This is a genomic window from Halorubrum sp. FL23, from assembly GCF_052439115.2.
Taxonomy (GTDB): Archaea; Halobacteriota; Halobacteria; order Halobacteriales; family Haloferacaceae; genus Halorubrum; species Halorubrum persicum.
The window spans coordinates 71,572-93,884 of sequence record NZ_JBQVRO020000006.1; the positions used below are offsets into that span (position 1 = coordinate 71,572).

Below are 22,313 nucleotides of genomic sequence, written 5' to 3' on the forward strand. Positions count from 1 at the left end.
ACCCAAAGTCACTTGCTACCGGACACCGACCGATCCGTCAATGGGAATCGATCTCGACGACGCGGCGGATCCCGCGGCTCGAGCGATGGAGTGGCTCGTGTTGGGGGCCGCGTACTTCCTGCTCATCCTGTTTCTCATCGGCGTGTTCGACCTGTTCGTCTCGCTGTACCGGCTGCTCGTCACGGGCGATTTCACCGACCCCGTCGAGGTCGTGGGGTTGCTCGACAGCGTGCTGCTCCTGTTGATCATCGTCGAGGTCCACCGGACGCTCGTGGCGCACGCGCGCGGTCAGCCCGTCCTGCGGATCGTCGTGAGCGCCGCGATCATCGCCGCCTCCCGGCGCGTGATCAGCTACCGGCTCGACGAGTACGCCACGGTGGAGGAGGCGCTGCTCGCGGCGGTCGCCATCGGCGTGCTGGTGCTCGCGCTCACGGTCGCGTACTTCCTGCTCGATCGGGTGAGCGTTCCGGGCCGTCTCGAACTGTGATCCCGGTGGTTTCACGGTCCTCGCGGCCGTTGGTGCCCCATGGAGCTGTTCTGGCACCGACGGGACCTCAGAGCCGCCGACAACGTCGGACTCGCGGCCGCGGCCGGCGCGGGTGACGACGACCGAGGGCCGGCCGCACCCGTGTTCGTCTTCGATCCCGACGTGCTCGACCACGCGAGCGACGTGCGCGTCCGCCGCCTGATCGACGGGCTCGCGGCGCTGCGGGACGACTACCGCGAGCGCGGCAGCGACCTCCTCGTCGCTCGCGGCGACCCGAAGGAGGTCCTCCCCCGACTGGCCGCCGCCGTCGGCGCCGACCGCGTCGTCTGGAACCGGGACTACTCGGGGCTCGCACGCGAGCGCGACGCCGGCGTTCGGCAGGCGCTCAACGAGGCCGGGATCGACCGCGAGGCCCACCACGACGCGGTGTTACACACCCCGGACTCGATCCGGACCAACGCCGGCGACCCGTACTCGGTGTACACCTACTACTGGAGGAAGTGGACCGACCGCGAGACCGATCCGCCGGCGCCGACGCCCGAGGCGACCCACCTCGCCGACGCGGCGACGTTGCGGGCCGCGGTCGGGTCGGACGACGGAGGGGATGCCGACGCTCGCGCCGACGGCGGCGTCGAATCCGAGCGCGTCGCCGTCGGTGACCTCCCCTCACCCGCCGACTTGGGGTTCGGAGAGCCGGACGCGTCGATCGGCCCCGCCGGAACCGCGGCGGCCCGGGACCGGCTCGACGCGTTCCTCGCCGAGCCGGTGTTCGACTACGAGGCGGAGCGCGACTACCCGGCCCGCGAGGCGACCTCTCGCCTGTCCGCCTTCCTGAAGTACGGCGAGATCGGGATCCGGGAGGCGTACGAGGCGACCGAACGCGCGCTGGACGCGGCGACGGAACGCGCCGAGAGCGGTTCGGAATCCACCGACGACGCCGACGACGAAGGCCCGGTCGCCGCGGTCGAAGAGTTCCAACAGCAGCTCGCGTGGCGGGAGTTCTACACGCAGGTGTTGTACCACAACCCGGCGGTCGTCACCGAGAACTACAAGACGTACGAGGAGGGGATCGCGTGGCGCGACGACCCGGACGAGATCGCGGCGTGGAAGCGCGGCGAGACGGGGTACCCCATCGTCGACGCCGGCATGCGCCAGCTCCGCGAGGAGGCGTTCATGCACAACCGGGTGCGGATGATCGTCGCCTCCTTCCTCACGAAGGACCTGCTCGTCGACTGGCGTCACGGCTACGACCACTTCAGGGAGCGGCTGGCGGACCACGACACCGCCAACGACAACGGCGGGTGGCAGTGGGCGGCCTCCACGGGAACCGACGCCCAGCCCTACTTCCGCATCTTCAACCCCATGACGCAGGGGGAGCGGTACGACCCCGACGCGGAGTACATCAAGGCGTACGTCCCCGAACTGCGCGGCGTCGACGCCGACCTGATCCACGAGTGGCACGAGCTGTCGCCCACCCAGCGCGCGAACGCGGCGCCGGAGTACCCCGCGCCCGTCGTCGACCACTCGGCGCGGCGAGAGGAGGCGTTAGCGATGTACAAGCGAGCGCGCGGTGAGGACCCGGAGGAGTAGGGGGCGTCAGGTCGCCCCGAGGACCGCATTCACTCCTTCCGCTGCGCGTCCGACACCGCGCTCACCAGCGCGCTCACCGGAAAGTCGTCGTCGTAGTCGAACGACGCGAACACCGCGTCGTATCGGTCTGAGGGGAAGAGGAACACCGCGAGATCGTCGAAGAACAGCGTCTGTGCCCTGTACTGGCTCCGACCGACGAGCTCTTTGAAGTCGTCACCCGTGATCTGGTTCGACATCACCAGCTGGTACGCCTCGTCGAGGTCGGCGTCCGAATAGCGGTCCTTCACGTCCTCGCGCACGTGTTCGACCTCGAACGAGACGCTCCGCAAGTCGGCGACGATGCGGGGCGTTGGTCCGTCGAACTCCAGGATCGCCTCTCCGATGAGCGACATGGCCCTGCGATTCGGCTTCCGGACCCATAAATGGCGCCGAAACGCCGACCCCTCCGAAACGCTAGCCGCTCCGGAGAGGAGCGTCAGAACAGCGCGTCGCTCTCGTCGAGGACGCGCGCCGGGCCGCCGATCTCCCAGATGTCGGTGTCGATACCGATCTCGGCGATCCGGCGCTCGACCTCCTCGGCGTGGTCGGCGAGCGTGTTAACGTACACCGAGGCACCGGTGTCCGTCGAGAAGTAGACCGGGACGCCCTCCTCGCGCAGCTCGCGGACCGCGTTGAAGACGGCGATCGTCTCGGGCTGCCAGTACACCCACCCCGCCGGCCCGGTCATGGTGGTCGCAGTGAGGGAGAGCGAGTCGTGCTCGGCGGTCTCGAAGATCCGGTCGAAGTCCCCCGCGCGCAGCGCGTCGGTCATCTCGACGAGCTGGTCCTGCACGTGGGCGGTCCGGGCCTGCATCATGTGGCTCGCGGCGGCCTCGCGGTGGGCCTCTTCCGTCTCCTTGTACGCCGGGACGTGCGCGGCGACGATCCGCAGGTCCTCCTCGGGGTCGAAACCGTCCTCGCTCACGCCAACGTCGAGGCGGTGCGAGCGGCAGTCATCGTCGTTGAGTCCGGCGTCGAGCCGCGAGTACGCGCCCGTCACCGAGCGCGCCGCCGACGAGGAGCCGCGGCGGGCGACGGTGGAGACCTCCGGGAGCGAGAGGTCGAGTCCGGCGGCCTCGGTGAGCGCGAGCGCGGCCGCCGCGAAGCCCGACGAGGAGGAGCCGAAGCCGATGTTCGACGGGAAGGAGTTCTCGCTCTCCAGCCGGACGGCGGCGTCGACGCCGGCCAGTTCGCGGACGTGGTCGACGACCATGTCGATGCGCTCGGCGGCGCGCCCGTCGACCGCCTCGCCGCCGATGACGTAGGTGTCCTCGCTCGCGTCGGGCTGCCACTCGACGGTCGTCGTCGTCGCGGTCGGGGCGGTACAGAGGCTGATGCTGTCGTGGTACGGGAGCCGCAGTTCCTCGTCGCGCATCCCGTGGTACTTGACGAGCCCCTGGATCGGGTGGGCTCGCGCGGTGGCCTTCTCGGTCATACCTCGGGAAGCGTTCGGCGGGGGATTAGTCGTTGCGATGCACGAGACGGCGACCGCGGTCCCTCGCACGCCCGGCGCGGTCCGAGCGCGAACTCACAACGCCCGACGCGTCCCGCCTTCAGCCACCGTACCCCTCGGGGTCGATGGGGCCGCTGAACACGCGGTACAGATACGTGAAGTACCAGAGGACCACGGCCAGCGCGGGGAGCCCGAGGACCGTCACGAGGTTCAAGGCGAGCGGGGAGACGACCGCCGCCCTGAGGCTCAGGCCGGTCGGGGGGTAGATCGTCGGGTACACCAGGAGCGCGATGAGCGCCGTCAGCAGCGCCGGGAGCGCCAGCGCGCTGGCGAGCCACGCGCGGTAGGCGCCGCGTCTGGCGAGCGCGATGCCGCCGACGCCCGCGGCGACCGAAGAACCCACCACCGCGGCCGCGGCCAGCGACCGGAGGGTGTCGGCGGCACCGCCCGCGTCCGTCAGGAGGACGGTCGTCAGCAGGGCGACCACGCCGCCGAGGTACGCGAGCGTCGCGCCGACTCCGTACGGGCGCAGGTCCGCCGCCAGCGTCGCGTCGCTCTTGGCCGCGATGAACGCGGCGCCGGTGACGACGGAGACGGCGACCAACCCCGCGCCGGTGAGCAGCGCCGGAAGCGACAGCGTCGCCGCGTCGAACACCCAGCGGCCGGCGAGAGTCCCGAACAGCAGGGGCGCGAGGAAGCTCCCCCCGACGAAGGCGGCGTCGCAGTAGCGCTTCCACCGCGCGTCGCTCCGCTGTTCGCGGAGCTCCGGGCCGACCCCGCGGAACAGCAGCGCGAGCACGAATCCGATCGTCAGCAGGTAGTGGTCCGCCAGCAGCCGCGAGTACACCCGCGGGAACGCCGCCAACAGCATCGTTCCGAACGCGACGAGCCACACCTCGTTCGCGTCCCACACCGGGCCGAACGCGGACAGGAGCGTCTCTCGCTCGTGTTCTGACTCCCGCGTCGCGTACAGCATCCCGATCCCGAAGTCGAACCCGTCGAGGACGAGGTACATCCCCAGCGCGAACATGACGACGCCGAACCACACCTCCGGCAGCGACGCGACGAGGTAGGCGTCGACCGGGATCAGCGGCTCAGTCACCGTCGTTCACCCCGGGGAGCGGCCCGTACCAGCGGTCGTCGCTCGACGGCTCTCTGCCGAGCCGCCGGAGCTCGGCTCTGACGAGCCACTTCAGCACGTAGAGCGCCGCCGCCAGCAGGCCGACGTAGACGACGACGAACCCGATCAGCGTCAGCGTCGCCTCGGTCCCGGTCAGCGTCGACGAGACCGCCTCCGACGTCTTGAGTTCGCCCTGGATCACCCACGGCTGGCGCCCGATCTCCGTGACGTACCACCCCGTCAGCAGCGCGGCGTAGCCGAGCGGTGAGGCCGCGATCATCGCCTTCAGGTACCAGTCGCTGTCGGACAGCCGCCCGCGGGAGAACAGGTAACCGCCCCACAGCGACAGCGCGATGAACAGGAAGCCGAGCCCGACCATGACTCGGAACGACCAGAACACGAGGGCCACCGGCGGGTTCTCCTCGTACTCGTTCAATCCGATCACCTCGGCGTCGAAGTCACCCCCGCTCGCGAGGAACGACCCGAGTTTGGGCAGGCTCACCGTGATGAGGTTCTCGGCGCGGGGGTCGACCATCGCCTCCGGGCTCGTCGGCACCGCGAGCAGGTGTAGGTCGGCCGACCCGGTCTCGTAGTGGGCCTCCATCGCCGCGAACTTCTGCGGCTGGGTGTCCTCGACGTGGCGCCCGTACGCGTCGCCGTGGACCGCCTGCAGCGGGGCGGAGACGAGCAGTATTACCACCGCGAGCCGCAGCGCAGTGTTCCACGCCCTCGCGTCGCGCTTCTTCCAGACGATGTACGCCGAGACGCCGCCGACCAGGAGGGCGACCGAGATGACCGAAGCGTTGATCATGTGAACGTACATCCACCCCATTCGCGGGGTGAAGAACGCCGCAATCGGGTCGGTGAGCCTCGCGACCTCCATCCCGTTGCGGGTGATCATCTCGTACCCCCGCGGCGTCTGCATCCAGGCGTTGACGACGAGGATCCAGAACCCCGACAACCACGCCCCGACCCCCACGAGCACCGACGACGCGACGTAGCTCCGGTCGCTCACGCGGTCTCGGCCGTACAGCAGCACGCCGAGGAACACCGCCTCGAGGAAGAACGCCATCTTCGCCTCGAAGGCCAGCGGGCCGCCGATCAGCTCGCCGGCCACCGCCGAGAACTGCGGGAAGTTCGTCCCGAACTGAAAGCTCATCGGGATGCCGGTGACGGTTCCCATGACGAAGCCGACGGCGAACACCGTCACCCAGAACGAGCGCAGCTGCGCGAACCGCTCGTCGTCGGTCCGAACGTCCTTGTAGGTGAAGTAGACCATGAACGGCGCGAGGCCGACCGAAAGTGACGCGAAAATGATGTGGACGGAGATCGTCCACCCGAACTGTGCGCGGCTCGCGAGTTCTGGCGAAAGGGCCGCCACCCAACTCGGATCGACGGCGCCGAAAAGCGCGATCGGGTTCATTCGTCTCCACGTAGTCGAAGCCGCCCAAAGAGGACTCTCGCTGTTCTCTTTTTCGAAGACTGTACTACAGCAATTTATTGTCGTCACGCCGTAGTTCGTGTAGAGAGAACACAACACTGGCCTCGAGAGCGACGTTTCTCGAAGGTGGCTCGAAGGTGAGACGACGCGCTCTCGCCCTTGCGTCCCCGCGACGGCGACGTGATCGAGGGGAACCCTTTTTGAGGAGTCGGCGGGTACTCCGCGCCATGACCGAGTACACCGTCGAGTTCGTCGGCACCGGCGAGACGATCGAGGTGGCCGACACGGAGACGATCCTCCAGCCCTGCATCGAGGAGGGTATCGCCCAGGAGTACTCCTGCCGCGTCGGGATGTGTCTCGCCTGCTCCGCCGAGATCGTCGAGGGCGAGGTGACGCAGCCCGCGGCCCGCGGGCTCACCGACGAGGAGGCCGAGGAGTACGCGCTCACCTGCATGGCGCGGCCGCAGTCCGACCTGAAACTCGACCGCGGAAAGTACCCGCCGAGCATCGAGGACGACGCGGCGACCGAGGCGGGCGGCGGAGGCGGGGCGGCGGCAGACGACGACTGAGACGTATCGGGCGAGCGGGGTTATCCTTTCAAGTGAACTGTAGTTCGTCGTCGATCGGCCGATCGGTAACAGATAGTCACCTGTGGATCGGCAGTGATCACCTCCAAAGCCCCAGCCGCGAGGCGCCACGCGCCTCCGGCAGCCGGCGGCAAAGCCCCCGGCGACTGCCCCTTTGAACCCCGCCCGACCGCACCGCCTCACGCCTCCCCAGCCTCGTCGCTCGGTCGGGGCTCCCGACGGTCGCCCGCTCCCTCCCGACTCCCTCGCACGCGCTCCTCGTGGCCGCCGAAGGCGACCACTCGGAGGCGCGCGCCACCGCCTCGTTTATATATATATATATATCCCATCGCCGCTCACTTCTCGAAGCCGTTCTCCGCCACGAGCCGCCGGACCCCGGCGTACGCGACCGCGGCGATGCCGACGTAGGCGACGACCAGCGCGGTCGTCGCGGCGTCTGCGCTGTCGATCGCGAGCCGGGCGACCGCGTTCGCGGGACCGCCGGCCATCGCCGTCGCGCCGCCGAAGAGGACGAGCACGCCGATCGAGTAGAGGAACTGCGCGGCGCGCCGGTCCGGCGCCAGCGCCGCGATGGCGAGCGCGAGCGCGACGACGAGGGTCGTGAGCGCGGTCATCAGGACGAGGATCGACGGCACGTTGGCGACGGGCGTCCCGTTCGCGCGGAGGAGGAGCAGCCACAGCAGCGCCTGTCCGGGGGCGATCGCGACCGCCGCCAGCGCCTTCCCGTCGACGATCTCCCCGAGCGTGACGGGTGCGACGCGAAGCAGCTCGAAGGTCCCCTCGTCGATCTCCTCGGTGATCGAGTCGACCACGAGCGACCCCGAGATGAAGACGGGGAGGAAGACGAGCACCGGGATCAACACGGTGTACGTGAACGTGAAGTACGGGCTGGTGCCCGTGCGCTCGGGCAGCGGGAGCGGCGACTCGCTCAGGGACCCGGCCCGGTCCGCGCGCTCCTGCCGTTCGTAGGTGCGGAGCAGGTCGCGGAGCTGGACGACGATCACGGTGGTCTCCACCGTCGCGTCCGGGGCGGTGACCACCACCGAGATCCCGCCGTCGTCGTTCCGGTTCGCGACCACCACCGCGTCGGCGGCGCTGCGGTCGAACGCGAGCCGCGCCGCCCCGGCGTCCTCGTAGCGCGTGACAGACGCCCCGTCGACCTCGCTCGCGGCGCGTTCGAGGTCGGTCACGGCGTCGCCCGCGCCGGCGACCTCGACCTCCGCGCCGCCGAGCGATCCGGGGTCGTACATCGAGACGAGCCCGACGACGAGGAACGACGAGAACGCGGCGATGAACAGCTGGATACCGATCGCGAGCAGGATCGTCTTCTCCGCGCGCAGCCCCGCCAGCTCCCGCCCGGCGATCGTCAGCCGGCTGTCGCGGTTACGCATAGACGCGCACCACCCCGAAGTTGTACGCGGCATGGATCAGCGTCGCCAGCGCCAGCGTCAGGGCGTAGTACGCCCGACTCCGGCTCGCGCCCACCGCGGCGACGGTCGTCGCGAACCCGTGAAGCAGGAGCGGCGCGAAGAAGAGCCCCGCGAGGGCGATCGGGGGGAGCCCCTCCATCCCGGCCACGCTCCCGAAGGCCGCGCGGCCGACGTACAGCTCCGTGAGCCCGACCGCCTGCACGACCGCGGTGGCCTTCTCCGCGAGGAAGAAGCCGACCGCCGAGGCCGCCCCGACCGCGACGGCGACCCTGTCGGTCCGGGCGAAGGCCTCGCGCTCGAACCCGGCGTAGAGGTGGACGCTCTTGGCGACCTCCTCGATGAACGCGATCGTCACCAGAAGTACGGGGATCGACACCGTCACCGGCAGCGCGAACAGCAGCGCGACGGCCAACAGCTCCGCGACGAACACGAACGGGATCGTGCAGGCGGTGAGGAGCGCGACCGGCGCGAGGGCGCGGAGCCGGTCTCGGGGCGCCCGGTCGGAGCCCGCCTGCCCGACCGCCGCGAGACGCACCGCCAGCGCGTCGAGGAACTTCCGCCCGACCGGCTTCTGCGTGAACATGTCCTCCTCGCGGTACACCCCGAGCCCGAGCCCGAACAGGAGCGCGGCCCCGACCGTCATCGGCCCGATGGAGAAGAGCACCTCGCCGGTCCCGACCGCCTCGCCCTGCAGGTCGAACACGACCAGCGTGAGCGGCGACACCAGCGCCACGGGCGTCACGTTCGTGAAGATCGCCGGCACGAACGCGTACGTCGTGAGGAGGACGCTCACCCCCACCGTGACGAAGGTGAGCTCCTTGAACGACCGCGCGAACATGGCGCCGACGAACGTCGCCGCGAGGAAGGTCACCGCGACCGGGAGCACCGCGATCACCGAGAGCGCCCCGCCGCCGACGGCGACCGCGATGGCCGTCGTGACGAGCGCCGCGACAGCGACGTACGGGAGCGTCTTCCCGGCGACGATGTCGACCGGCGAGAGCGGCGTGACGAGCAGGGGCTCCCCGCGCCGGTTCGTCCGCTCGTCGAGGACCGAGGAGCCGTACGCCTGAATGAGGAAGTTCATGGGGACGAGGAAGACGAACGCGAGGAGCAGCGAGACGAACGGGAAGGGTGGCGAGATCGACCCCGGCGATCCGACCGTGTCGGCGCCGAACGCCCCGCCGCCGACCGAGGGGACCGCGAAGCCGTCGGTGTCGCTCGCGGTGTCGCCGCCGCTCGCGGTGCCGCCGTCGCCGGCGGTGTCGCCGCCGACCGACCCGCCGCCGGTCTCGGCGTCGCCGCTGCCACCGCTTTCCCCGCCAGAGTCGCCGCCGTCGCCGCTCCCGCCGGTGCTCCCGTCGCTCCCGCCCTCCCCGCTCCCGCCCTCCCCGCTCCCCTCGTTCCCGCCGCCGCTTCCGCCCAGCGTCGACCCCTCGTCGAGCCCGCTCGTCCGACCGACGTACTGGAGGGTGACGGTGATCGGGAACGCGGCCGTCCGGTTCTCCTCGGCCGCCATCAGCCGCTCGTTGTGCGCCTCGACCGCCTCGCGGAACTCGGCGGCCGCCGCCTCGCCCTTCCGCGTGTCGCTGGCGCGAACGGCGACGGTCTCGACCGACCCGCCTCGTTCGCCGCCGAACACGACGAGGTCGGCCGTGTCGCCGAGGGCCGCCCCCTCTGCGGGGACGCGTGTCAGCGCCGGGGCGTCCTCGACCGCCTCCGCGTAGGGCGAGTCGCGGTCGACGCCCACGCGGTACACGTCGCGGTCGACGTCGAGTCCGACGACGCCGGCCGCGAGCCCCCCGCCGAGAACGACGCCGGCGACGAGCAGGAGCGCGAGCGCCGCGAGCAGGGTTCGGCGGTCGACGCCGCCGCTCGCCCGCGCCGTCTCCCAGCGAGCGACCCGGAGGATCCGCCGAAGTCGGTCGATCACTCGGCGCCCTCCGGCGGCTCCGTCGGTCGCGCCCCGTCGCGCTCGCTCCCCGTCGGCGCGGCCTCGTCACCCGCTTCGCCGTCCGAACTCCCGGCGGCCCCGCCGCCACCGGTGTACCGTCCCGGCATCGGCCGGCCGACGATATCGAGGAACACGTCCTCCAAACTCGGCTCTCGGGTGCGGATGTCGACGACCTCGCCGCCCGCGGCCGCCGCGGCCTCGCGGACCGCCTCGACGGCGTCCATCGTCGGCACGGTCGTGCGGAACCGGTCGCCGACCTCCTCGGTCGCGGCGTCGAGGTCGTCGCCGTCGCCGAAGACCCCGACCAGCGCGTCGATCCGCGCGGGCGACACGTCGGTGAACACGCGGTACGTCGTCTCCCCGTGTCGCTCGCGGATCCCGTCGACGCTCCCGCGGGCGACGATCCGTCCCTCGTTCATCACCGCGACCCGATCGCAGACGGACTCGACGTGGTAGAGGTTGTGCGCCGAGAACACGACGGTCTTTCCGGTCTCGCGCAGCTCGCGGGTGAACTCCAGCACGGAGTTCGTCGTCACCGGGTCGAGCCCCGAGGCCGGCTCGTCGTACACGAGCACGTCGGGGTCGTTGACGAGCGACCGGGCGATGGCGACCTTGCGTTTCATCCCCTTCGACATGTCGCCGAGCCGGCGCTCGCGGTGGTCCAGTTCCAGCCGGTCGAGCGCGGCCTCGATCCGCTCGTTCGCGGCCTCGCGCGGCACGTCGTACAGGTCGGCGAAGAAGCGCAGGTACGACAGTGGCGTCATCTCCTCGTACAGCGGCGACTCCTCGGGGAGGAACCCCAACCGGCGGCGCATCTCCGGGTCGTCGGAGGCGAAGCCGGCGACCTCCACCTCGCCGTCGGTGGGGTCGACGAGCCCGGCGAGCACCTTTAGCGTCGTCGTCTTCCCGGCGCCGTTCGGGCCGACGATGCCGAACACCTCGCCCTCGGCCACGGAGAAGGTGCTGTCGACGACGGCGGCGAACTCCCCGTACGTCTTCCGCAGCCCCTCCACTTCGATCATGCGCTCGTGTCCGCCGTCGTGCGGGTTAAACTCACGCCCGCGGCTATCACCCGCGAGAACGCGGCGGGCGGTGTCGACGTAGGGGGAGGGAGGAGGTGACCCGTCGGGCCGGTGGGTCAACGGCGGTCGCGGGACGACTGATTCCCCCGCCGGTAGCCTTACAGCGTCGCTTCGACAACACGTCTCGTATGAGTGACCGACGGGGGGTCACGGATGGACGCGACGACGCGCCCGATGGGTCCGGCGGCGGCGCCGCGTCCGATCATCCGGGCGAGCGGGCGGAGGACGCGGCGTCCGGACGCCGGAACGGCGACGCCGCGATCGATCCCGCGGTCGCCGCGACGACCCGAGAGGAGCTGCGCACCACGTTCGACTATCAGGTCGAGCGGCTCCGCGAGATCGACAACAAAGCCATCGAGATCCTGAAGGCGAACCTCCTGCTCATCGGGATCGTCGTCACCGGCGGCTCGATCGTCGTCCAGACGACCGTGGACCTGGCCGTCTTCTTGAACCCCTTCACCGTGGTCGGGGGGCTCCTCCTCCTCGCGTCGACCGGGCTGGCCGCGGTCACCTACACCGCGTCGGACCTCCGCGGCGGGCTGGACCTCAAGGCCGTCGACGCGGTGATCACCGCCGAACGCGGGGAGGGAGAGGGGCCGCGGGACGCGGGCGCCAGCGCCCCCGGGTTCGAGGAGCGGCTCCTCCGGAGCTACGCCGAGTGGATCGACTACAACGCGCGCGTCACCGCAGTCAACGACCTGTTAGCGACGGTGACGGTGTTGCTGATATTCGTCGCCTTCGTCTACGTGATCGCCGGCGTCGTCGTGGGGGCGGCGGGCCTCCCAGCGGTCGGGTCGTGGGTCTCCTTCGTCGCTCTCACGGCCGTTTCGGTCGCCTTCACGTGGGTCGCCGCGCACATGGACCACCTCGGTCCCGAAACCACGCACCCGTCGGCGTCGTTCGCCGGGATCCCGATCTCGAAGGGCGGGGACAGGCGGCAGGCGTGGTCGTCGCTCCGGGCCATGCTCGGGCGGGCCCCCACGGAGGAAGAAGCGCCCGGAATCGCGACGATCGAGACGGAAGCCGAGGCGGAAGGGGGCAGCGACTCCGAGCCCCCGGAGACGGAAGGAGAGGGTCCCTCCCGGTAAGTCGGAGACGACGGCCTACCGGCGGCTCACGAGCGCGGTCGAGCCGACTCACCCGCGGATACGGCTCCCCGATCGGTATGTTGCGCGAAAGACGCAAGAAAACAGCGGTCGGGCGAGCTACTCCTCTTCTTCCTCTTCCTCGACGGGGGCGCGTCCTCGTTCCCAGACGCCTTTCGCCGATGTGTCGTTCGGGGCCGTGTGCGAGACGTCTTTCATGGTGTCGCGATCGTTTGCCATCTTGGCATGGGGTAGCGAGGATCTCCGTATTAACCCTTCGTGGAAAGAGATAATGATACCTAGTACCATTTAAGGAATTAATATGTGTCGGTTTAAGCACGACGGGACCGTTGAACGTATCGTGAATTATCGGTCTCGTCTCGGCAGCGAATCGAACGGACGTTTCGATCTCCGGGAGTGCGACGGGGGGTCCGCGTCGACGGTGGTCCGGGAGGGAACGACTCTCGCGGTGGGCCGCGACATCGCGGTCTCACCGGCGGTCGCCGCCGAGACCCTCCGCGACACGCGCCGGTGGCCTGACTGGGGACCGGCGATCGACGCCGTGGAGAGCGACGACCGGTACGTGACTCGCGGGACGACCGGACGCGTTCGCGTCGGGGGCGCGTGGCTCCCGTTCCGGGTGACCGCGTGCAACGGCCGACGCTGGGACTGGCGCGTCGCCGGGATCCCGGCGACCGGGCACCGCGTCGACAGCTACGCCGGTGACGCGGACCGCAGCCGCGTCGTCGTCGAGGTGCCGGCGGTCGCGGCCTGGTACGTCCCCGTCTGCCGGCGCGCGCTCGACCGGTTCGCGGCGCTGGTCGAGTCGTGACCGGGACCGCTCAGCTCTCGTACCCCTCCTCGAACGGGTCGATCACGCTGCTGCCGGGCTCCGCCTCGTCGCGGGTGAACCCCGGCCCCGCCGTCGCCAGTTCGAAGACGAGCCCGTCGGGGTCGCTGAAGTAGATGCTCTTGAAGTAGGTCCGGTCTTTCACCTCGGAGACGCGCACGTCCTGCTCGCGGAGGTGCGCCTGCCACTCGCGGAGCGTCTCCTCGTCTTCGACGCCGAACGCGAAGTGGTGGCTCGCTCCCGGACCGGGCGCCCCCTGCGAGTTCGGATACTCGAAGTAGGTGACGTTCGTCCCCGGCTCGCCCTTCGGCGTCGGCGAGAAGTAGTAGTGGGGAGTCCCCGGATCGTCGTAGTTCTGCGTCCGCTTGACCGTGTGCCAGCCGAGCGCGTCCTCGTAGAACGCGACGGTCTCGTCCATGTCGGTGCAGATGTTCGTCACGTGGTGCAGTCCGGTCGTCGGCGGAGCGTCGGTCATGTCCGTGTGATCGGTTCTCGTGAAGAAAGTTAGTGGTACGGGTGACCGAGAGCGAGTCGGACTCCGTCAGCGCCGCCGGATCAGAACAGCCCGAGGCCCACCGCGTACGGCCACGCGCTGCCGCCGACCGCCAGCAGCGCGAGCGCCGCGCCCGCGCCGTAGACGTTCTTGAGGAACCCCGTCATCTCGCTCTGCTTCTCCTCCGGGTCGTCGATCGACCAGAAGTCGTGCATCGTCACGGCGGAGACCAGCAGGAACGCCGCGAGCGCGCCGGCCGCGAGGACGGGGAACGCGCCCGCCGCGACCGCGGCCCCGCCGAGCACCAAGACGACCCCGGAGGCGACCACCGAGAAGCGCGGCGCCGGGAGCCCCTTGAACTCGGCGTAGCCGGCCATGGTGTCGACGTCCATGAAGTGGTTCAACCCCATGAACGCGAGCGTGGCGCCGAACAGGATCCGACCGAGCAGGAACAGTTCACCCGCGAGCGGGGCGTCGAACTGGAGCGGTATCGTCGTGAATGCAGCTAACATCGTGTAACTACGTATACGGACGTAACCTATTTATCGCTTCCCGGACAAGAGTGTAAGCAGGTAACCTCGATGTCATCGCAGGAACTCGCCGGCTCCGAACCGGCGGAGACGACCGACGCAGAGCCCGACACGGACGCGTCTTCCGCCCCGGACACGCCGTGTCCCGTCATCGACTCGCTCGAACAGATCGGCTCGCGCTGGCGGCTCGTCGTGCTCCACGAGCTGTTGAACGGCGAGTTGCGGTTCAACGAGCTCAAGCGCGAGACCGACGCCAACGCCCGGACGCTCTCGCGCGTGCTCGACGACCTCCAGGAGACCGGCTTCGTCGACCGCCGGTTGGAGGAGGATTCGCCGGTGGCGACGTACTACAGCCTCACGCCGAAGGGCGAGTCGCTGGCGCCGGTGTTCGAGGAGATCGACGAGTGGGCCCACGAGTGGCTCGCCGAGTGCAGCGGGTGACGCGCTCCCCGGCGAAACGTACTCCCCCCTCCGACCCGTACAGACCGGCGTGTACGCCGGACTGAAGAACACCCCGTGTTGCCTGTGCGGCCGCGACGACACCCACACCCGGATCGCGGTGCCGCCCCGGGCGATCCGGCTGCTGAAGAACGGCGGGCCGATCTCGTGGCGGGACGTTGTGGGGACGGTGACGCTCCGCTTCTGCGCCGACGACTGGGACCTCGTGAGCGACCTGGCGATCGAGATGGACACCCACCCGCTTTCGCGGTGCAACGCGGCGCACGTCTCGCTCGACCTCCGCGAGGACCACGAGGCGCTGCTGTCGGCGACGAAGGAGGAGACGGACCAGACCGAACTGGAGGCGCGGCTCGAACGCGAGGCGGAGTCGACGCTCGACGCCGTCGACGACCCCTACACGGAGGCGCGCGACGTGGTCGAGGCGATCGTGGTGCTGCGCGCGCTGGAGGAGCTCGACGTGCGAGACCCGCCGGGCGACCCGGTCGCGCCCTGACTCCCCCCGCCCTACCACCGGACCTCGAACCCGTCGAGCCCCTCCGGCGCCTCGTACTCGGCGTCGACCGCGTCGACGTCGGCGGCCTTGCTCCCCGTCTCGCACCACGCCACCATCTCGTCGACGGCCGCCGCTGGTCCCTCGAAGACGGCCTCGACGCGCCCGTCGTCGAGGTTGCGCACCCACCCGTCGACCCCCTTCTCGTGGGCGGTGTCGCGCGTCGTCGCGCGGTAGTAGACCCCCTGTACGCGCCCCGAGACGTACACGTGTGCTCGCGTTCGGTCGGTCATCGGTGATGGCTGCGTCCGCCGTCCTGTTAAGCGTCGCGGGGACGGGGACCCCGTCTCGTCCGGCGGCTGGAACCTGGCGACTCGCAACCGACGACTTCTAACGGAACGCGGTCGACACCACGGGTATGGACCTGTTCGGAACCGCGGGGATCCGCGGCAGCGCCGAGACCCGAGTGACGCCCGAGCTCGCGCTGGCCGTCGGTCGCGCGGTCGCGGCGGAAGTACGGGCGGCCGCTGACGGAGACGCACCCTCCGAAGTCGTGCTCGCCCGCGACGGGCGCGTGACCGGGCCGGCGATCGCGGCCGCGATGGAGTCGGGGCTCGCGTCGGGAGGCGTCCGGGTGCTCCGAGCCGGCCGGCTGCCGACGCCGGCGCTCGCGCACGCCTCGCGGGGGCGGTACGGCGTGATGCTCACGGCGTCGCACAACCCGCCGACCGACAACGGGATCAAACTGTTCCGGGACGGCAGCGAGTTCGACCGGGACGCCGAGCGCGCCGTCGAGGACCGCGTCGCGGGCGAGGGCTCCCCGGCGCCGTGGGACGAGTGGACCGAGGCGGAGCGCGTCGACACCCTCGGCGGCTACCTCGACGCGGTCCGCGCGTACGCGGAGCGCTTCGGCGACGACCTCGACGGACTCCGGATCGCGGTCGACTGCGGGAACGGGATGTCCGCGCCCGCGACGCCGACCGTGCTGCGAGAGCTTGGCGCCGAAGTCGTCACGCTCAACGGGAACGTCGACGGCTACTTCCCCGGTCGCGGGAGCAAGCCGACGCCCGAGACCCTCCGCGACCTCCGGGCGTTCATCGCCGACGCCAACGAGGGAGTGGCCGCTCCCGGTCGCCCGACCGCGGACGGCGAGCGCGCCGGCGACGCCGAGGGGTTCGCCTTCGGGATCGGCCACGACGGCGACTCCGACCGCATCGTGATCGTCGACGCCGACGGCGACGTGGTCCACGAGGACACCGTTCTCGCGCTGCTCGCGGAGCGGTACACTCGGGAGAGCGACGCCGCCGACCCGGTGGTCGTGACGACGCCGAACGCCTCGGGTCGGATCGACGAGCGCGTCCGCGAGGCCGGCGGTCGAGTCGACCGCGTTCGCCTCGGCGCGCTCCACGAGGGGATCGCGGCGGTGCGGGCGGACGCCGCCGAGACCGGCGGCGACACGCGCGTCGTCTTCGCCGCCGAGCCGTGGAAACACATCCACGTCGGCTTCGGCGGGTGGATCGACGGCGTCGCCTCGGCGGCCGTGATCGCCCGGCTCGTGGCCGAATCGGGGCTCGACGCGCTCCGCGAGCCGATCGCGGAGCGCCCGTACCGCAAGGTCAGCGTCGACTGCCCGGACGAGGCCAAGCCCGGCGTGATGGAGCGACTGGCGACGGCCCTCCCCGACGCCTTCCCGGACGCGACGGTCGACACCGACCACGGCGTCCGCCTCGAGTTCCCGGACGCCTCGTGGACGCTGGTGCGCCCCTCCGGGACGGAGCCGTACGTGCGTGTGTACGCCGAGAGCGACGAGGTCGACGCGCTGATCGCGGACGCCGTGGCGGTCGTCGAGGACGCGGTGGCCGCTGTCGGCGGCGACGAGTAGTCCCCCCCGCGGGCCGGCGGCGCTCGCGTCCCCCGGAAATGTCTCCCGATCGTTCTTGACACACCACGAATATGGAACGATCCCCGATCGATCGGGGCGTATCGGCGAGGATGTTTCCGCCGGATCGCGCGAACGTGCAACGCAGGGGCGGCGAGAGCGACGAATTTATGCCGTGTACCGACCCCGTTGTAGGTGACATGGCATCCGACTTCGAACGGCGGCGGTTCCTCAAGGCGGCGAGCGCGGCGGGCCTCGTGGGCCTCGCCGGCTGTAGCGGCGGACCGGGGAGCGACGGCTCCGACGGGTCTGACGGCTCCGACGGCTCGACGAACATCGGGATGGTCTACGCGACCGGCGGCCTCGGTGACGGGTCGTTCAACGATCAGGCCCAAGAAGGCGCGATCCAGGCGGAAGAGGACCTCGGCATCGCGTACCGCGAGTCTCAGCCCGACGAGGTGTCGCAGTTCAGCACGTTCCAGCAGCAGTTCGCGGAGTCGACCGACCCGAACTACGACCTGGTGTGCTGTGTCGGCTTCCTCCAGGCGGACTCGCTCTCGGAGACCGCCGAGTCGTACCCCGACCAGGACTTCATGATCGTCGACTCGGTCGTCGAGGGAGACAACGTCGCGAGCTACACGTTCCGCGAGCACGAGGGGTCGTACCTCGCGGGCCTGATGGCGAGCCTGCTCACCACCCGCGACTTCACCGCGGGCGGGGGTTCGACCGCGGGCGACTCCACGAACGTCGGCTTCGTCGGCGGCGTCGAGTCCGACCTGATCCAGAAGTTCCAGGCCGGCTTCGAGGCTGGCGTCTCCGCCGGCAGCGACAACGTCGACGTCAGCGTCAACTACACCGGTAGCTTCAACGACCCCGCCGCGGGCCGCGAGGCGGCGACCGCGATGTACAACAGCGGCGCCGACATCGTCTACCACGCCGCGGGGAACAGCGGCACCGGCGTCTTCCAGGCCGCACAGGAGCAGGACGGGTTCGCGATCGGCGTCGACCGCGACCAGTCGATCACGCGCCCCGACTACGCCGATGTCATCCTCGGGAGCATGGTCAAGCGGGTCGACACCGCCGTCTACAACGCGATCGAAGCGACGGTCGACGGCGAGTTCCCCGGCGGCTCGAACGTCGCGCTCGGCCTCGGCAACGAGGGCGTCGCGCTCGTCTACGGCGACCAGCTCGGCTCCGAGATCCCCGACGACGTCGCCGACGAGGTCGCGGCCGCACGCGAGAGCATCATCGCCGGCGATGTCTCCGTCCCCTCCGAAGTCTAGCGGAGCGCTCGCACGCTCCGGTCGAATTGTCGCCTGTTTGACCGTCTGATCGGGCCGAAACATATCCAAACATATTCAGCCGCCCTGAAACCAGGGAGTAGTAGACCAATGGCCTCAGCCGTCCATCTCGACGGGATCACGAAGCGGTTTCCGGGGGTCGTGGCGAACGATAACGTCGATCTCGAAGTCGAACCCGGCACCGTTCACGCCCTCTTAGGCGAGAACGGGGCCGGCAAAACGACGTTGATGAACGTTCTCTACGGCCTCTACGAACCGACGTCGGGGACGGTTCGGCTAGACGGGGAGCCGCAGACGTTCCGCTCGCCGCGAGACGCTATCGACGCCGGGGTCGGGATGATCCACCAGCACTTCATGCTCGTGGACCCGATGACCGTCACCGAGAACATCACGCTGGGCAACGAGCCGCGGAAGTGGGGCGGACTCGCGGTCGACCGATCGGCGGCGCGCGAGGCCATCGTCGACCTCGCCGACCGATACGGCTTCGACGTCGATCCGGACGCGCGGGTCGAAGACATCTCCGTCGGCGAGCAACAGCGCGTCGAGATCCTCAAGGCGCTGTACCGCGGCGCCGACACGCTGATCCTCGACGAGCCGACGGCCGTGTTGACGCCCCAAGAGGTCGACGAGCTGTTCGACGTGCTCGAGGAGCTGACCGCCCAGGGAAAGACGATCATCTTCATCACCCACAAGCTCGGCGAGGCGATGCGCGCGGCCGACGAGATCTCGGTCCTCCGAGACGGGCGGAAGGTCGGGAGCGTCGACGCGGACGGCACCACCCAAGAGGAGCTCGCGGAGCTGATGGTCGGCCGCGAGGTCCTCTTGGATGTCGACCACGGGACCGCGGAAACGGGCGACGTCGTCGCGTCGGTCTCGGACATCGTCGTCGAGGACGACCGGGGAGTCCCGGCTGTCAACGGCGTCTCCTTCGAGATTCGGGGCGGTGAGGTGTTCGGGATCGCCGGCGTGGACGGCAACGGCCAGTCCGAACTCGTCGAGGCGGTGACCGGCCTCCGGACCCCCGACACCGGCGAGATCCGGTTCCGCGGTGAGGACGTCACGTCCGCCTCGCGGCGGGACCGGATCGACGCCGGGATGGCGTACGTTCCCGAGGACCGCCAGGAGCGCGGGTTGGTGATGGAGTTCGACCTCGTCGAGAACGGGCTGTTGGGGAGCCAACACGACCCGGAGCTCGCCGCAAACGGGCGGATCGACTGGTCGAAGACCCGCGGGCACGCGGACGCCATCATCGACGAGTACGACGTGCGCCCGCCGGACGCCGACGCCGAGGCGCACTCCCTGTCCGGCGGCAACCAGCAGAAGTTCATCGTGGGCCGGGAGTTCGAGCGCGACCCCGAGCTGGTCGTCGCCTCCCATCCGACGCGGGGCGTCGACGTCGGCTCGATCGAGTTCATCCACGAGCGGCTGTTGGAGCTCCGCCAGCAGGGCGTGGCGATCCTCCTCGTCTCCTCGAAGTTAGAGGAGGTACAGGGGCTCTCGGACCGGTTGGCCGTCGTGTACGAGGGCGAGTTCATCGACGTGGTCGACCCGGACGAGACGACGGAGGAAGAGCTCGGCCTGCTGATGGCCGGCGAGCGCCCGGGAGACGGGGGCGAACCGGAGGCGACCGAAAGCGAGGCGACGGAGCGAGACGAGCCGGCGGACCTCACGGACTCCGCGGACGGTGAGCGAGCGTGAGCGCGGCCGACCGCGCGCGGAAGGCGCTCTCTCGGCTCGTCGACGCGTCCGCGACCGAGCGGATCCTGATCAGCACGGCGGCGCTCGTCCTCTCCGTCCTCATCGGGGCGGTGCTGGTGCTGGTGGCCGGACGCATGACGACGTGTACCGCCGGCGAGGCGGTGTACTACTTCGGCACCGGGTTCTGTTACGACCCCGTCGTCGTCTTCGACCGGCTGTTCCTCGGGGCGCTCGGCGACCCGCTCAGCGGGAGCTGGTCGCCCAACGGCCAGTTCGCGGTCACGCTCCGAGAGACGACGCTGCTGATCTTCACCGGCCTCTCGGTCGCGCTGGCGTTCCGCGCCGGGATCTTCAACATCGGGACGCAGGGGCAGATGGTCGTCGGGGCGTTGGCGACCGCGCTCGGCGTCCTCTGGGCGTCGTCGCTGGTGTCGGGCGTCGTCGGCACCGTCGTGCTGATCCCGTTCGGGCTCCTCGTCGGTGGGGTGTTCGGCGGCCTCTACGGCGCGGTGCCGGGGCTGTTGAAGGCGTACGCCGACGCCAACGAGGTGATCACGACGATCATGCTCAACTTCATCGCCACCGGCGTCGCGCTGTACCTGGTCAGCGGCGTGTTCAAGGACCCCGAGAGCGCCGCGAACCAGACCGTTCCGCTCCCCGAGTTCGCGCAGTTCCCGGCCCTGCTGTTCGGCGGCCGGCAGGACTTCTCCCTCGTCGCGCTCGCCTTCGGACTCCTCGCCATCGGCGGGCTGTACTACGTCCTCGAGCACACGGCGTTCGGGTACGACATCCGCACGAGCGGCGTCCAGCCCGAGGCGGCCGAGTACGGCGGCGTCGACGCCAAGCGCACCGTCGTCGCGAGCCTGACGCTCTCGGGTGCGCTCGGCGGCATCGCCGGCGCGATGTACGTGATGATGGTGCTCGGGACGTTCCAGACGGGGATCCCCTCCTACGGCTTCGACGGGATCACCGTCTCGATCCTCGCCGGCAACAACCCGCTCGGCGTCGGCGTCGCCGCGCTGCTGTTCGGCGTGCTCAAGAGCGGGACGACGGTGGTCCAGTTCGCGACCGACGTGCCGCCCCAGCTCGTCGGCGTCCTCCGCGGGCTCATCATCCTGTTCGTGGCGATGCCGGAGTTCTTCCGGCTGCTGGGCCGCGGGCTGCCGGGCGCGGGATCGAAGCCGGAGGCGGTCGCGACCGACGGCGGGACCGTGACGGAGAGCGGGGGTGAGACCGATGAGTGACGCCGACCGAAGCGAGGGCGAGAGCCTCTTAAAGCGATATTCGACCCGCGCGCTGGTCGCTGGCGTGACGATCGCCTTGGTCGTCGCGCTGCTGCTGGCGGGTCTGCTGTTCCCCGACTCGCTCGCCGGGACGCTCTCGGACGCGCTCACCAGCCGGAACACGCTCGCGTCGGCGCTGCGGCTCTCCGTGCCGATCGCCTTCGCCGCCCTCGGCGGGATCTTCGCGGAGAAGTCGGGCGTGATCAACATCGGACTGGAGGGACTCCTGATCATCTCGGCGTTCAGCGCCATCTACGTCGCCGACATCACCGGCGGCGTCTGGATCGGCTTCGCCGGCGGCGTGGTCGCGAGCACGCTGCTCGCGGCGCTGTTCGCCGTCGTCACGATCGGGTTCCGCGCCGACCAGATCATCGCCGGGCTCGCGGTCTGGCTCATCGCGCTCGGGCTCGCGCCGTTCGCCTCGCAGGTGATCTACTCCAGCCCGAACACCCCGACCGTCGCGACGACGGGGTCGATCACGGTGCCGGTGCTCGCCGACCTCCCGTTCTTCGGCGCGCTCTTCTCGGCGTCGCCGTCGGTGTACATGCTGTTCGCCGCGGTGTTCGGCTCGTGGTACGTCTTCGAGCGGACGGCGTTCGGCCGGTGGATCCGCGCCAGCGGCGAGAACCCGAAGGCGCTCGACACCGCCGGCGTGAGCGTCACGCACGTCCGGTACGCGGCGGTGCTGATATCCGGCGTGCTCGCCGGGATGGGCGGGGCGGCGCTGTCGCTCGACCTCGGCCAGTTCACCGGGAACGGCCCGACGATGGTCAACGGGAAGGGGTTCATCGCCATCGTGGCGTACCTGTTCGGGAACTACAACCCGGTCGGGGCGTTCCTCTCGACGATGCTGTTCGCTGGGCTGGACGCGCTGCAGACGGTGCTCCAGCTCCAGGGGATCGGGATCCCGCGTCAGCTCATCCGGATCACCCCGTTCGTGGTCGTGATCCTCGTGCTCGCGCTGGTCGGCCGGACGCGGCTCCCGGAGGCGGCCGGGGAGCACTACGACACCGAGGAGTGACGGCTCCGGCGGCTCGACCGCTCGGGTAGCCGGGTCGCTCTGAC

The 22,313-nt window shown here is 70.1% G+C and carries 23 protein-coding genes; 12 read left to right on the forward strand and 11 right to left on the reverse strand.

Going from position 1 to position 22,313, the window contains the following annotated elements; translation table 11 throughout:
• The first annotated feature begins 40 nt into the window (after positions 1 to 40).
• Positions 41 to 487: a phosphate-starvation-inducible PsiE family protein gene (locus ACT4MF_RS09110; RefSeq protein ID WP_099256277.1), complete on the forward strand. Its 447-nt coding sequence runs from the start codon at positions 41 to 43 to the stop codon at positions 485 to 487.
• A 39-nt stretch (positions 488 to 526) separates the two neighbouring features.
• Complete coding sequence (locus ACT4MF_RS09115) at positions 527 to 2,077, forward strand: cryptochrome/photolyase family protein (RefSeq protein WP_444682473.1); 1,551 nt, start codon at positions 527 to 529, stop codon at positions 2,075 to 2,077.
• Positions 2,078 to 2,106: 29 nt separating this feature from the next.
• On the opposite strand, the gene ACT4MF_RS09120 is transcribed toward ACT4MF_RS09115, so the two are convergent.
• From ACT4MF_RS09120 to ACT4MF_RS09135, 4 genes are all read right to left on the reverse strand, one after another.
• Positions 2,107 to 2,469, reverse strand: a complete 363-nt coding sequence (locus ACT4MF_RS09120) for a DUF7522 family protein (protein ID WP_444682472.1) — start codon at positions 2,467 to 2,469, stop codon at positions 2,107 to 2,109.
• 83 nt (positions 2,470 to 2,552) lie between these two features.
• Positions 2,553 to 3,551 carry a phosphomevalonate decarboxylase MvaD gene (mvaD, locus tag ACT4MF_RS09125; protein ID WP_444682471.1) on the reverse strand — a complete coding sequence of 333 codons (999 nt, stop codon included), beginning with the start codon at positions 3,549 to 3,551 and terminating at the stop codon, positions 2,553 to 2,555.
• A 118-nt stretch (positions 3,552 to 3,669) separates the two neighbouring features.
• Entirely contained in the window at positions 3,670 to 4,671 is a 1,002-nt protein-coding gene (locus ACT4MF_RS09130) for a cytochrome d ubiquinol oxidase subunit II (RefSeq protein WP_444682470.1), read from the reverse strand.
• Positions 4,664 to 6,112 (reverse strand): cytochrome ubiquinol oxidase subunit I, encoded by a 1,449-nt coding sequence (locus tag ACT4MF_RS09135; RefSeq protein WP_444682469.1) that lies wholly within the window; start codon positions 6,110 to 6,112, stop codon positions 4,664 to 4,666. Before ACT4MF_RS09135 ends, ACT4MF_RS09130 begins: the two co-directional genes overlap by 8 nt.
• A 245-nt stretch (positions 6,113 to 6,357) precedes the next feature.
• On the opposite strand from ACT4MF_RS09135, the gene ACT4MF_RS09140 reads away from it, so the two are divergent.
• Positions 6,358 to 6,699: a 2Fe-2S iron-sulfur cluster-binding protein gene (locus tag ACT4MF_RS09140; protein ID WP_444682468.1), complete on the forward strand. Its 342-nt coding sequence runs from the start codon at positions 6,358 to 6,360 to the stop codon at positions 6,697 to 6,699.
• Positions 6,700 to 7,052: 353 nt separating this feature from the next.
• Here ACT4MF_RS09140 and ACT4MF_RS09145 read toward each other — a convergent pair whose 3' ends face one another.
• From ACT4MF_RS09145 to ACT4MF_RS09155, 3 genes are read right to left on the reverse strand one after another with little or no spacing between them, the layout of a single operon-like run.
• Positions 7,053 to 8,108, reverse strand: coding sequence for an ABC transporter permease (locus ACT4MF_RS09145; protein WP_099256282.1), 1,056 nt, complete (start codon positions 8,106 to 8,108; stop codon positions 7,053 to 7,055).
• Complete coding sequence (locus ACT4MF_RS09150; RefSeq protein WP_444682467.1) at positions 8,101 to 10,077, reverse strand: ABC transporter permease family protein; 1,977 nt, start codon at positions 10,075 to 10,077, stop codon at positions 8,101 to 8,103. Before ACT4MF_RS09150 ends, ACT4MF_RS09145 begins: the two co-directional genes overlap by 8 nt.
• Positions 10,074 to 11,120, reverse strand: a complete 1,047-nt coding sequence (locus ACT4MF_RS09155) for an ABC transporter ATP-binding protein (RefSeq protein WP_444682466.1) — start codon at positions 11,118 to 11,120, stop codon at positions 10,074 to 10,076. Before ACT4MF_RS09155 ends, ACT4MF_RS09150 begins: the two co-directional genes overlap by 4 nt.
• Positions 11,121 to 11,308: 188 nt before the next feature.
• Here ACT4MF_RS09155 and ACT4MF_RS09160 point away from each other — a divergent pair, with 188 nt between their 5' ends.
• Positions 11,309 to 12,268, forward strand: a complete 960-nt coding sequence (locus ACT4MF_RS09160; protein WP_444682465.1) for a hypothetical protein — start codon at positions 11,309 to 11,311, stop codon at positions 12,266 to 12,268.
• A 117-nt stretch (positions 12,269 to 12,385) separates the two neighbouring features.
• On the opposite strand, the gene ACT4MF_RS09165 is transcribed toward ACT4MF_RS09160, so the two are convergent.
• Positions 12,386 to 12,505, reverse strand: a complete 120-nt coding sequence (locus tag ACT4MF_RS09165; RefSeq protein WP_512053272.1) for a DUF7989 family protein — start codon at positions 12,503 to 12,505, stop codon at positions 12,386 to 12,388.
• 121 nt (positions 12,506 to 12,626) lie between these two features.
• On the opposite strand from ACT4MF_RS09165, the gene ACT4MF_RS09170 reads away from it, so the two are divergent.
• Entirely contained in the window at positions 12,627 to 13,097 is a 471-nt protein-coding gene (locus ACT4MF_RS09170) for an SRPBCC family protein (protein WP_444682464.1), read from the forward strand.
• A 10-nt stretch (positions 13,098 to 13,107) separates the two neighbouring features.
• Here ACT4MF_RS09170 and ACT4MF_RS09175 read toward each other — a convergent pair whose 3' ends face one another.
• Both ACT4MF_RS09175 and ACT4MF_RS09180 read right to left on the reverse strand, forming a co-directional pair.
• Positions 13,108 to 13,590 (reverse strand): VOC family protein, encoded by a 483-nt coding sequence (locus tag ACT4MF_RS09175; RefSeq protein WP_099254814.1) that lies wholly within the window; start codon positions 13,588 to 13,590, stop codon positions 13,108 to 13,110.
• An 80-nt stretch (positions 13,591 to 13,670) separates the two neighbouring features.
• Complete coding sequence (locus tag ACT4MF_RS09180) at positions 13,671 to 14,120, reverse strand: DoxX family membrane protein (protein WP_099254815.1); 450 nt, start codon at positions 14,118 to 14,120, stop codon at positions 13,671 to 13,673.
• Between the two features lie 69 nt (positions 14,121 to 14,189).
• Here ACT4MF_RS09180 and ACT4MF_RS09185 point away from each other — a divergent pair, with 69 nt between their 5' ends.
• Both ACT4MF_RS09185 and ACT4MF_RS09190 read left to right on the forward strand, forming a co-directional pair.
• Positions 14,190 to 14,579 carry a winged helix-turn-helix transcriptional regulator gene (locus ACT4MF_RS09185; RefSeq protein WP_099254816.1) on the forward strand — a complete coding sequence of 130 codons (390 nt, stop codon included), beginning with the start codon at positions 14,190 to 14,192 and terminating at the stop codon, positions 14,577 to 14,579.
• Between the two features lie 49 nt (positions 14,580 to 14,628).
• The gene (locus tag ACT4MF_RS09190; protein WP_099254817.1) at positions 14,629 to 15,090 is read left to right on the forward strand and encodes a DUF7960 family protein; all 462 of its coding nucleotides are present in this window, start codon (positions 14,629 to 14,631) and stop codon (positions 15,088 to 15,090) included.
• An 11-nt stretch (positions 15,091 to 15,101) separates the two neighbouring features.
• Here the strand turns inward: ACT4MF_RS09190 and ACT4MF_RS09195 are convergent, their stop codons facing one another.
• The gene (locus ACT4MF_RS09195) at positions 15,102 to 15,380 is read right to left on the reverse strand and encodes an acylphosphatase (protein ID WP_099254818.1); all 279 of its coding nucleotides are present in this window, start codon (positions 15,378 to 15,380) and stop codon (positions 15,102 to 15,104) included.
• Positions 15,381 to 15,505: 125 nt separating this feature from the next.
• Here ACT4MF_RS09195 and ACT4MF_RS09200 point away from each other — a divergent pair, with 125 nt between their 5' ends.
• From ACT4MF_RS09200 to ACT4MF_RS09220, 5 genes are all read left to right on the forward strand, one after another.
• Positions 15,506 to 16,969 carry a phosphohexomutase domain-containing protein gene (locus ACT4MF_RS09200; RefSeq protein ID WP_444682463.1) on the forward strand — a complete coding sequence of 488 codons (1,464 nt, stop codon included), beginning with the start codon at positions 15,506 to 15,508 and terminating at the stop codon, positions 16,967 to 16,969.
• 197 nt (positions 16,970 to 17,166) lie between these two features.
• Positions 17,167 to 18,249: a BMP family lipoprotein gene (locus ACT4MF_RS09205; protein WP_099254820.1), complete on the forward strand. Its 1,083-nt coding sequence runs from the start codon at positions 17,167 to 17,169 to the stop codon at positions 18,247 to 18,249.
• Between the two features lie 108 nt (positions 18,250 to 18,357).
• On the forward strand, positions 18,358 to 19,965 hold the full coding sequence (locus tag ACT4MF_RS09210; RefSeq protein WP_444682462.1) for an ABC transporter ATP-binding protein: 1,608 nt from the start codon (positions 18,358 to 18,360) through the stop codon (positions 19,963 to 19,965).
• Positions 19,962 to 21,209, forward strand: a complete 1,248-nt coding sequence (locus ACT4MF_RS09215; protein WP_444682461.1) for an ABC transporter permease — start codon at positions 19,962 to 19,964, stop codon at positions 21,207 to 21,209. The genes ACT4MF_RS09210 and ACT4MF_RS09215 overlap by 4 nt, the downstream gene beginning before the upstream one ends.
• Entirely contained in the window at positions 21,202 to 22,269 is a 1,068-nt protein-coding gene (locus ACT4MF_RS09220; protein WP_444682460.1) for an ABC transporter permease, read from the forward strand. The genes ACT4MF_RS09215 and ACT4MF_RS09220 overlap by 8 nt, the downstream gene beginning before the upstream one ends.
• Positions 22,270 to 22,313 lie beyond the last annotated feature (44 nt).

What these genes read in the sequence shown, in the direction of transcription:
- ACT4MF_RS09200 (WP_444682463.1), top strand. Translation starts at nt 15,506, where the DNA reads ATGGACCTGTTCGGAACCGCGGGGATCCGCGGCAGCGCCGAGACCCGA.
- ACT4MF_RS09185 (WP_099254816.1), top strand. Translation starts at nt 14,190, where the DNA reads ATGTCATCGCAGGAACTCGCCGGCTCCGAACCGGCGGAGACGACCGAC.
- ACT4MF_RS09205 (WP_099254820.1), top strand. Translation starts at nt 17,167, where the DNA reads ATGGCATCCGACTTCGAACGGCGGCGGTTCCTCAAGGCGGCGAGCGCG.
- ACT4MF_RS09220 (WP_444682460.1), top strand. Translation starts at nt 21,202, where the DNA reads ATGAGTGACGCCGACCGAAGCGAGGGCGAGAGCCTCTTAAAGCGATAT.
- ACT4MF_RS09115 (WP_444682473.1), top strand. Translation starts at nt 527, where the DNA reads ATGGAGCTGTTCTGGCACCGACGGGACCTCAGAGCCGCCGACAACGTC.
- ACT4MF_RS09195 (WP_099254818.1), bottom strand. Translation starts at nt 15,380, where the DNA reads ATGACCGACCGAACGCGAGCACACGTGTACGTCTCGGGGCGCGTACAG.
- ACT4MF_RS09155 (WP_444682466.1), bottom strand. Translation starts at nt 11,120, where the DNA reads ATGATCGAAGTGGAGGGGCTGCGGAAGACGTACGGGGAGTTCGCCGCC.
- ACT4MF_RS09210 (WP_444682462.1), top strand. Translation starts at nt 18,358, where the DNA reads ATGGCCTCAGCCGTCCATCTCGACGGGATCACGAAGCGGTTTCCGGGG.
- ACT4MF_RS09135 (WP_444682469.1), bottom strand. Translation starts at nt 6,112, where the DNA reads ATGAACCCGATCGCGCTTTTCGGCGCCGTCGATCCGAGTTGGGTGGCG.
- ACT4MF_RS09145 (WP_099256282.1), bottom strand. Translation starts at nt 8,108, where the DNA reads ATGCGTAACCGCGACAGCCGGCTGACGATCGCCGGGCGGGAGCTGGCG.
- ACT4MF_RS09110 (WP_099256277.1), top strand. Translation starts at nt 41, where the DNA reads ATGGGAATCGATCTCGACGACGCGGCGGATCCCGCGGCTCGAGCGATG.
- ACT4MF_RS09160 (WP_444682465.1), top strand. Translation starts at nt 11,309, where the DNA reads ATGAGTGACCGACGGGGGGTCACGGATGGACGCGACGACGCGCCCGAT.
- ACT4MF_RS09140 (WP_444682468.1), top strand. Translation starts at nt 6,358, where the DNA reads ATGACCGAGTACACCGTCGAGTTCGTCGGCACCGGCGAGACGATCGAG.
- ACT4MF_RS09175 (WP_099254814.1), bottom strand. Translation starts at nt 13,590, where the DNA reads ATGACCGACGCTCCGCCGACGACCGGACTGCACCACGTGACGAACATC.
- ACT4MF_RS09180 (WP_099254815.1), bottom strand. Translation starts at nt 14,120, where the DNA reads ATGTTAGCTGCATTCACGACGATACCGCTCCAGTTCGACGCCCCGCTC.
- ACT4MF_RS09165 (WP_512053272.1), bottom strand. Translation starts at nt 12,505, where the DNA reads ATGGCAAACGATCGCGACACCATGAAAGACGTCTCGCACACGGCCCCG.
- ACT4MF_RS09120 (WP_444682472.1), bottom strand. Translation starts at nt 2,469, where the DNA reads ATGTCGCTCATCGGAGAGGCGATCCTGGAGTTCGACGGACCAACGCCC.
- mvaD (WP_444682471.1), bottom strand. Translation starts at nt 3,551, where the DNA reads ATGACCGAGAAGGCCACCGCGCGAGCCCACCCGATCCAGGGGCTCGTC.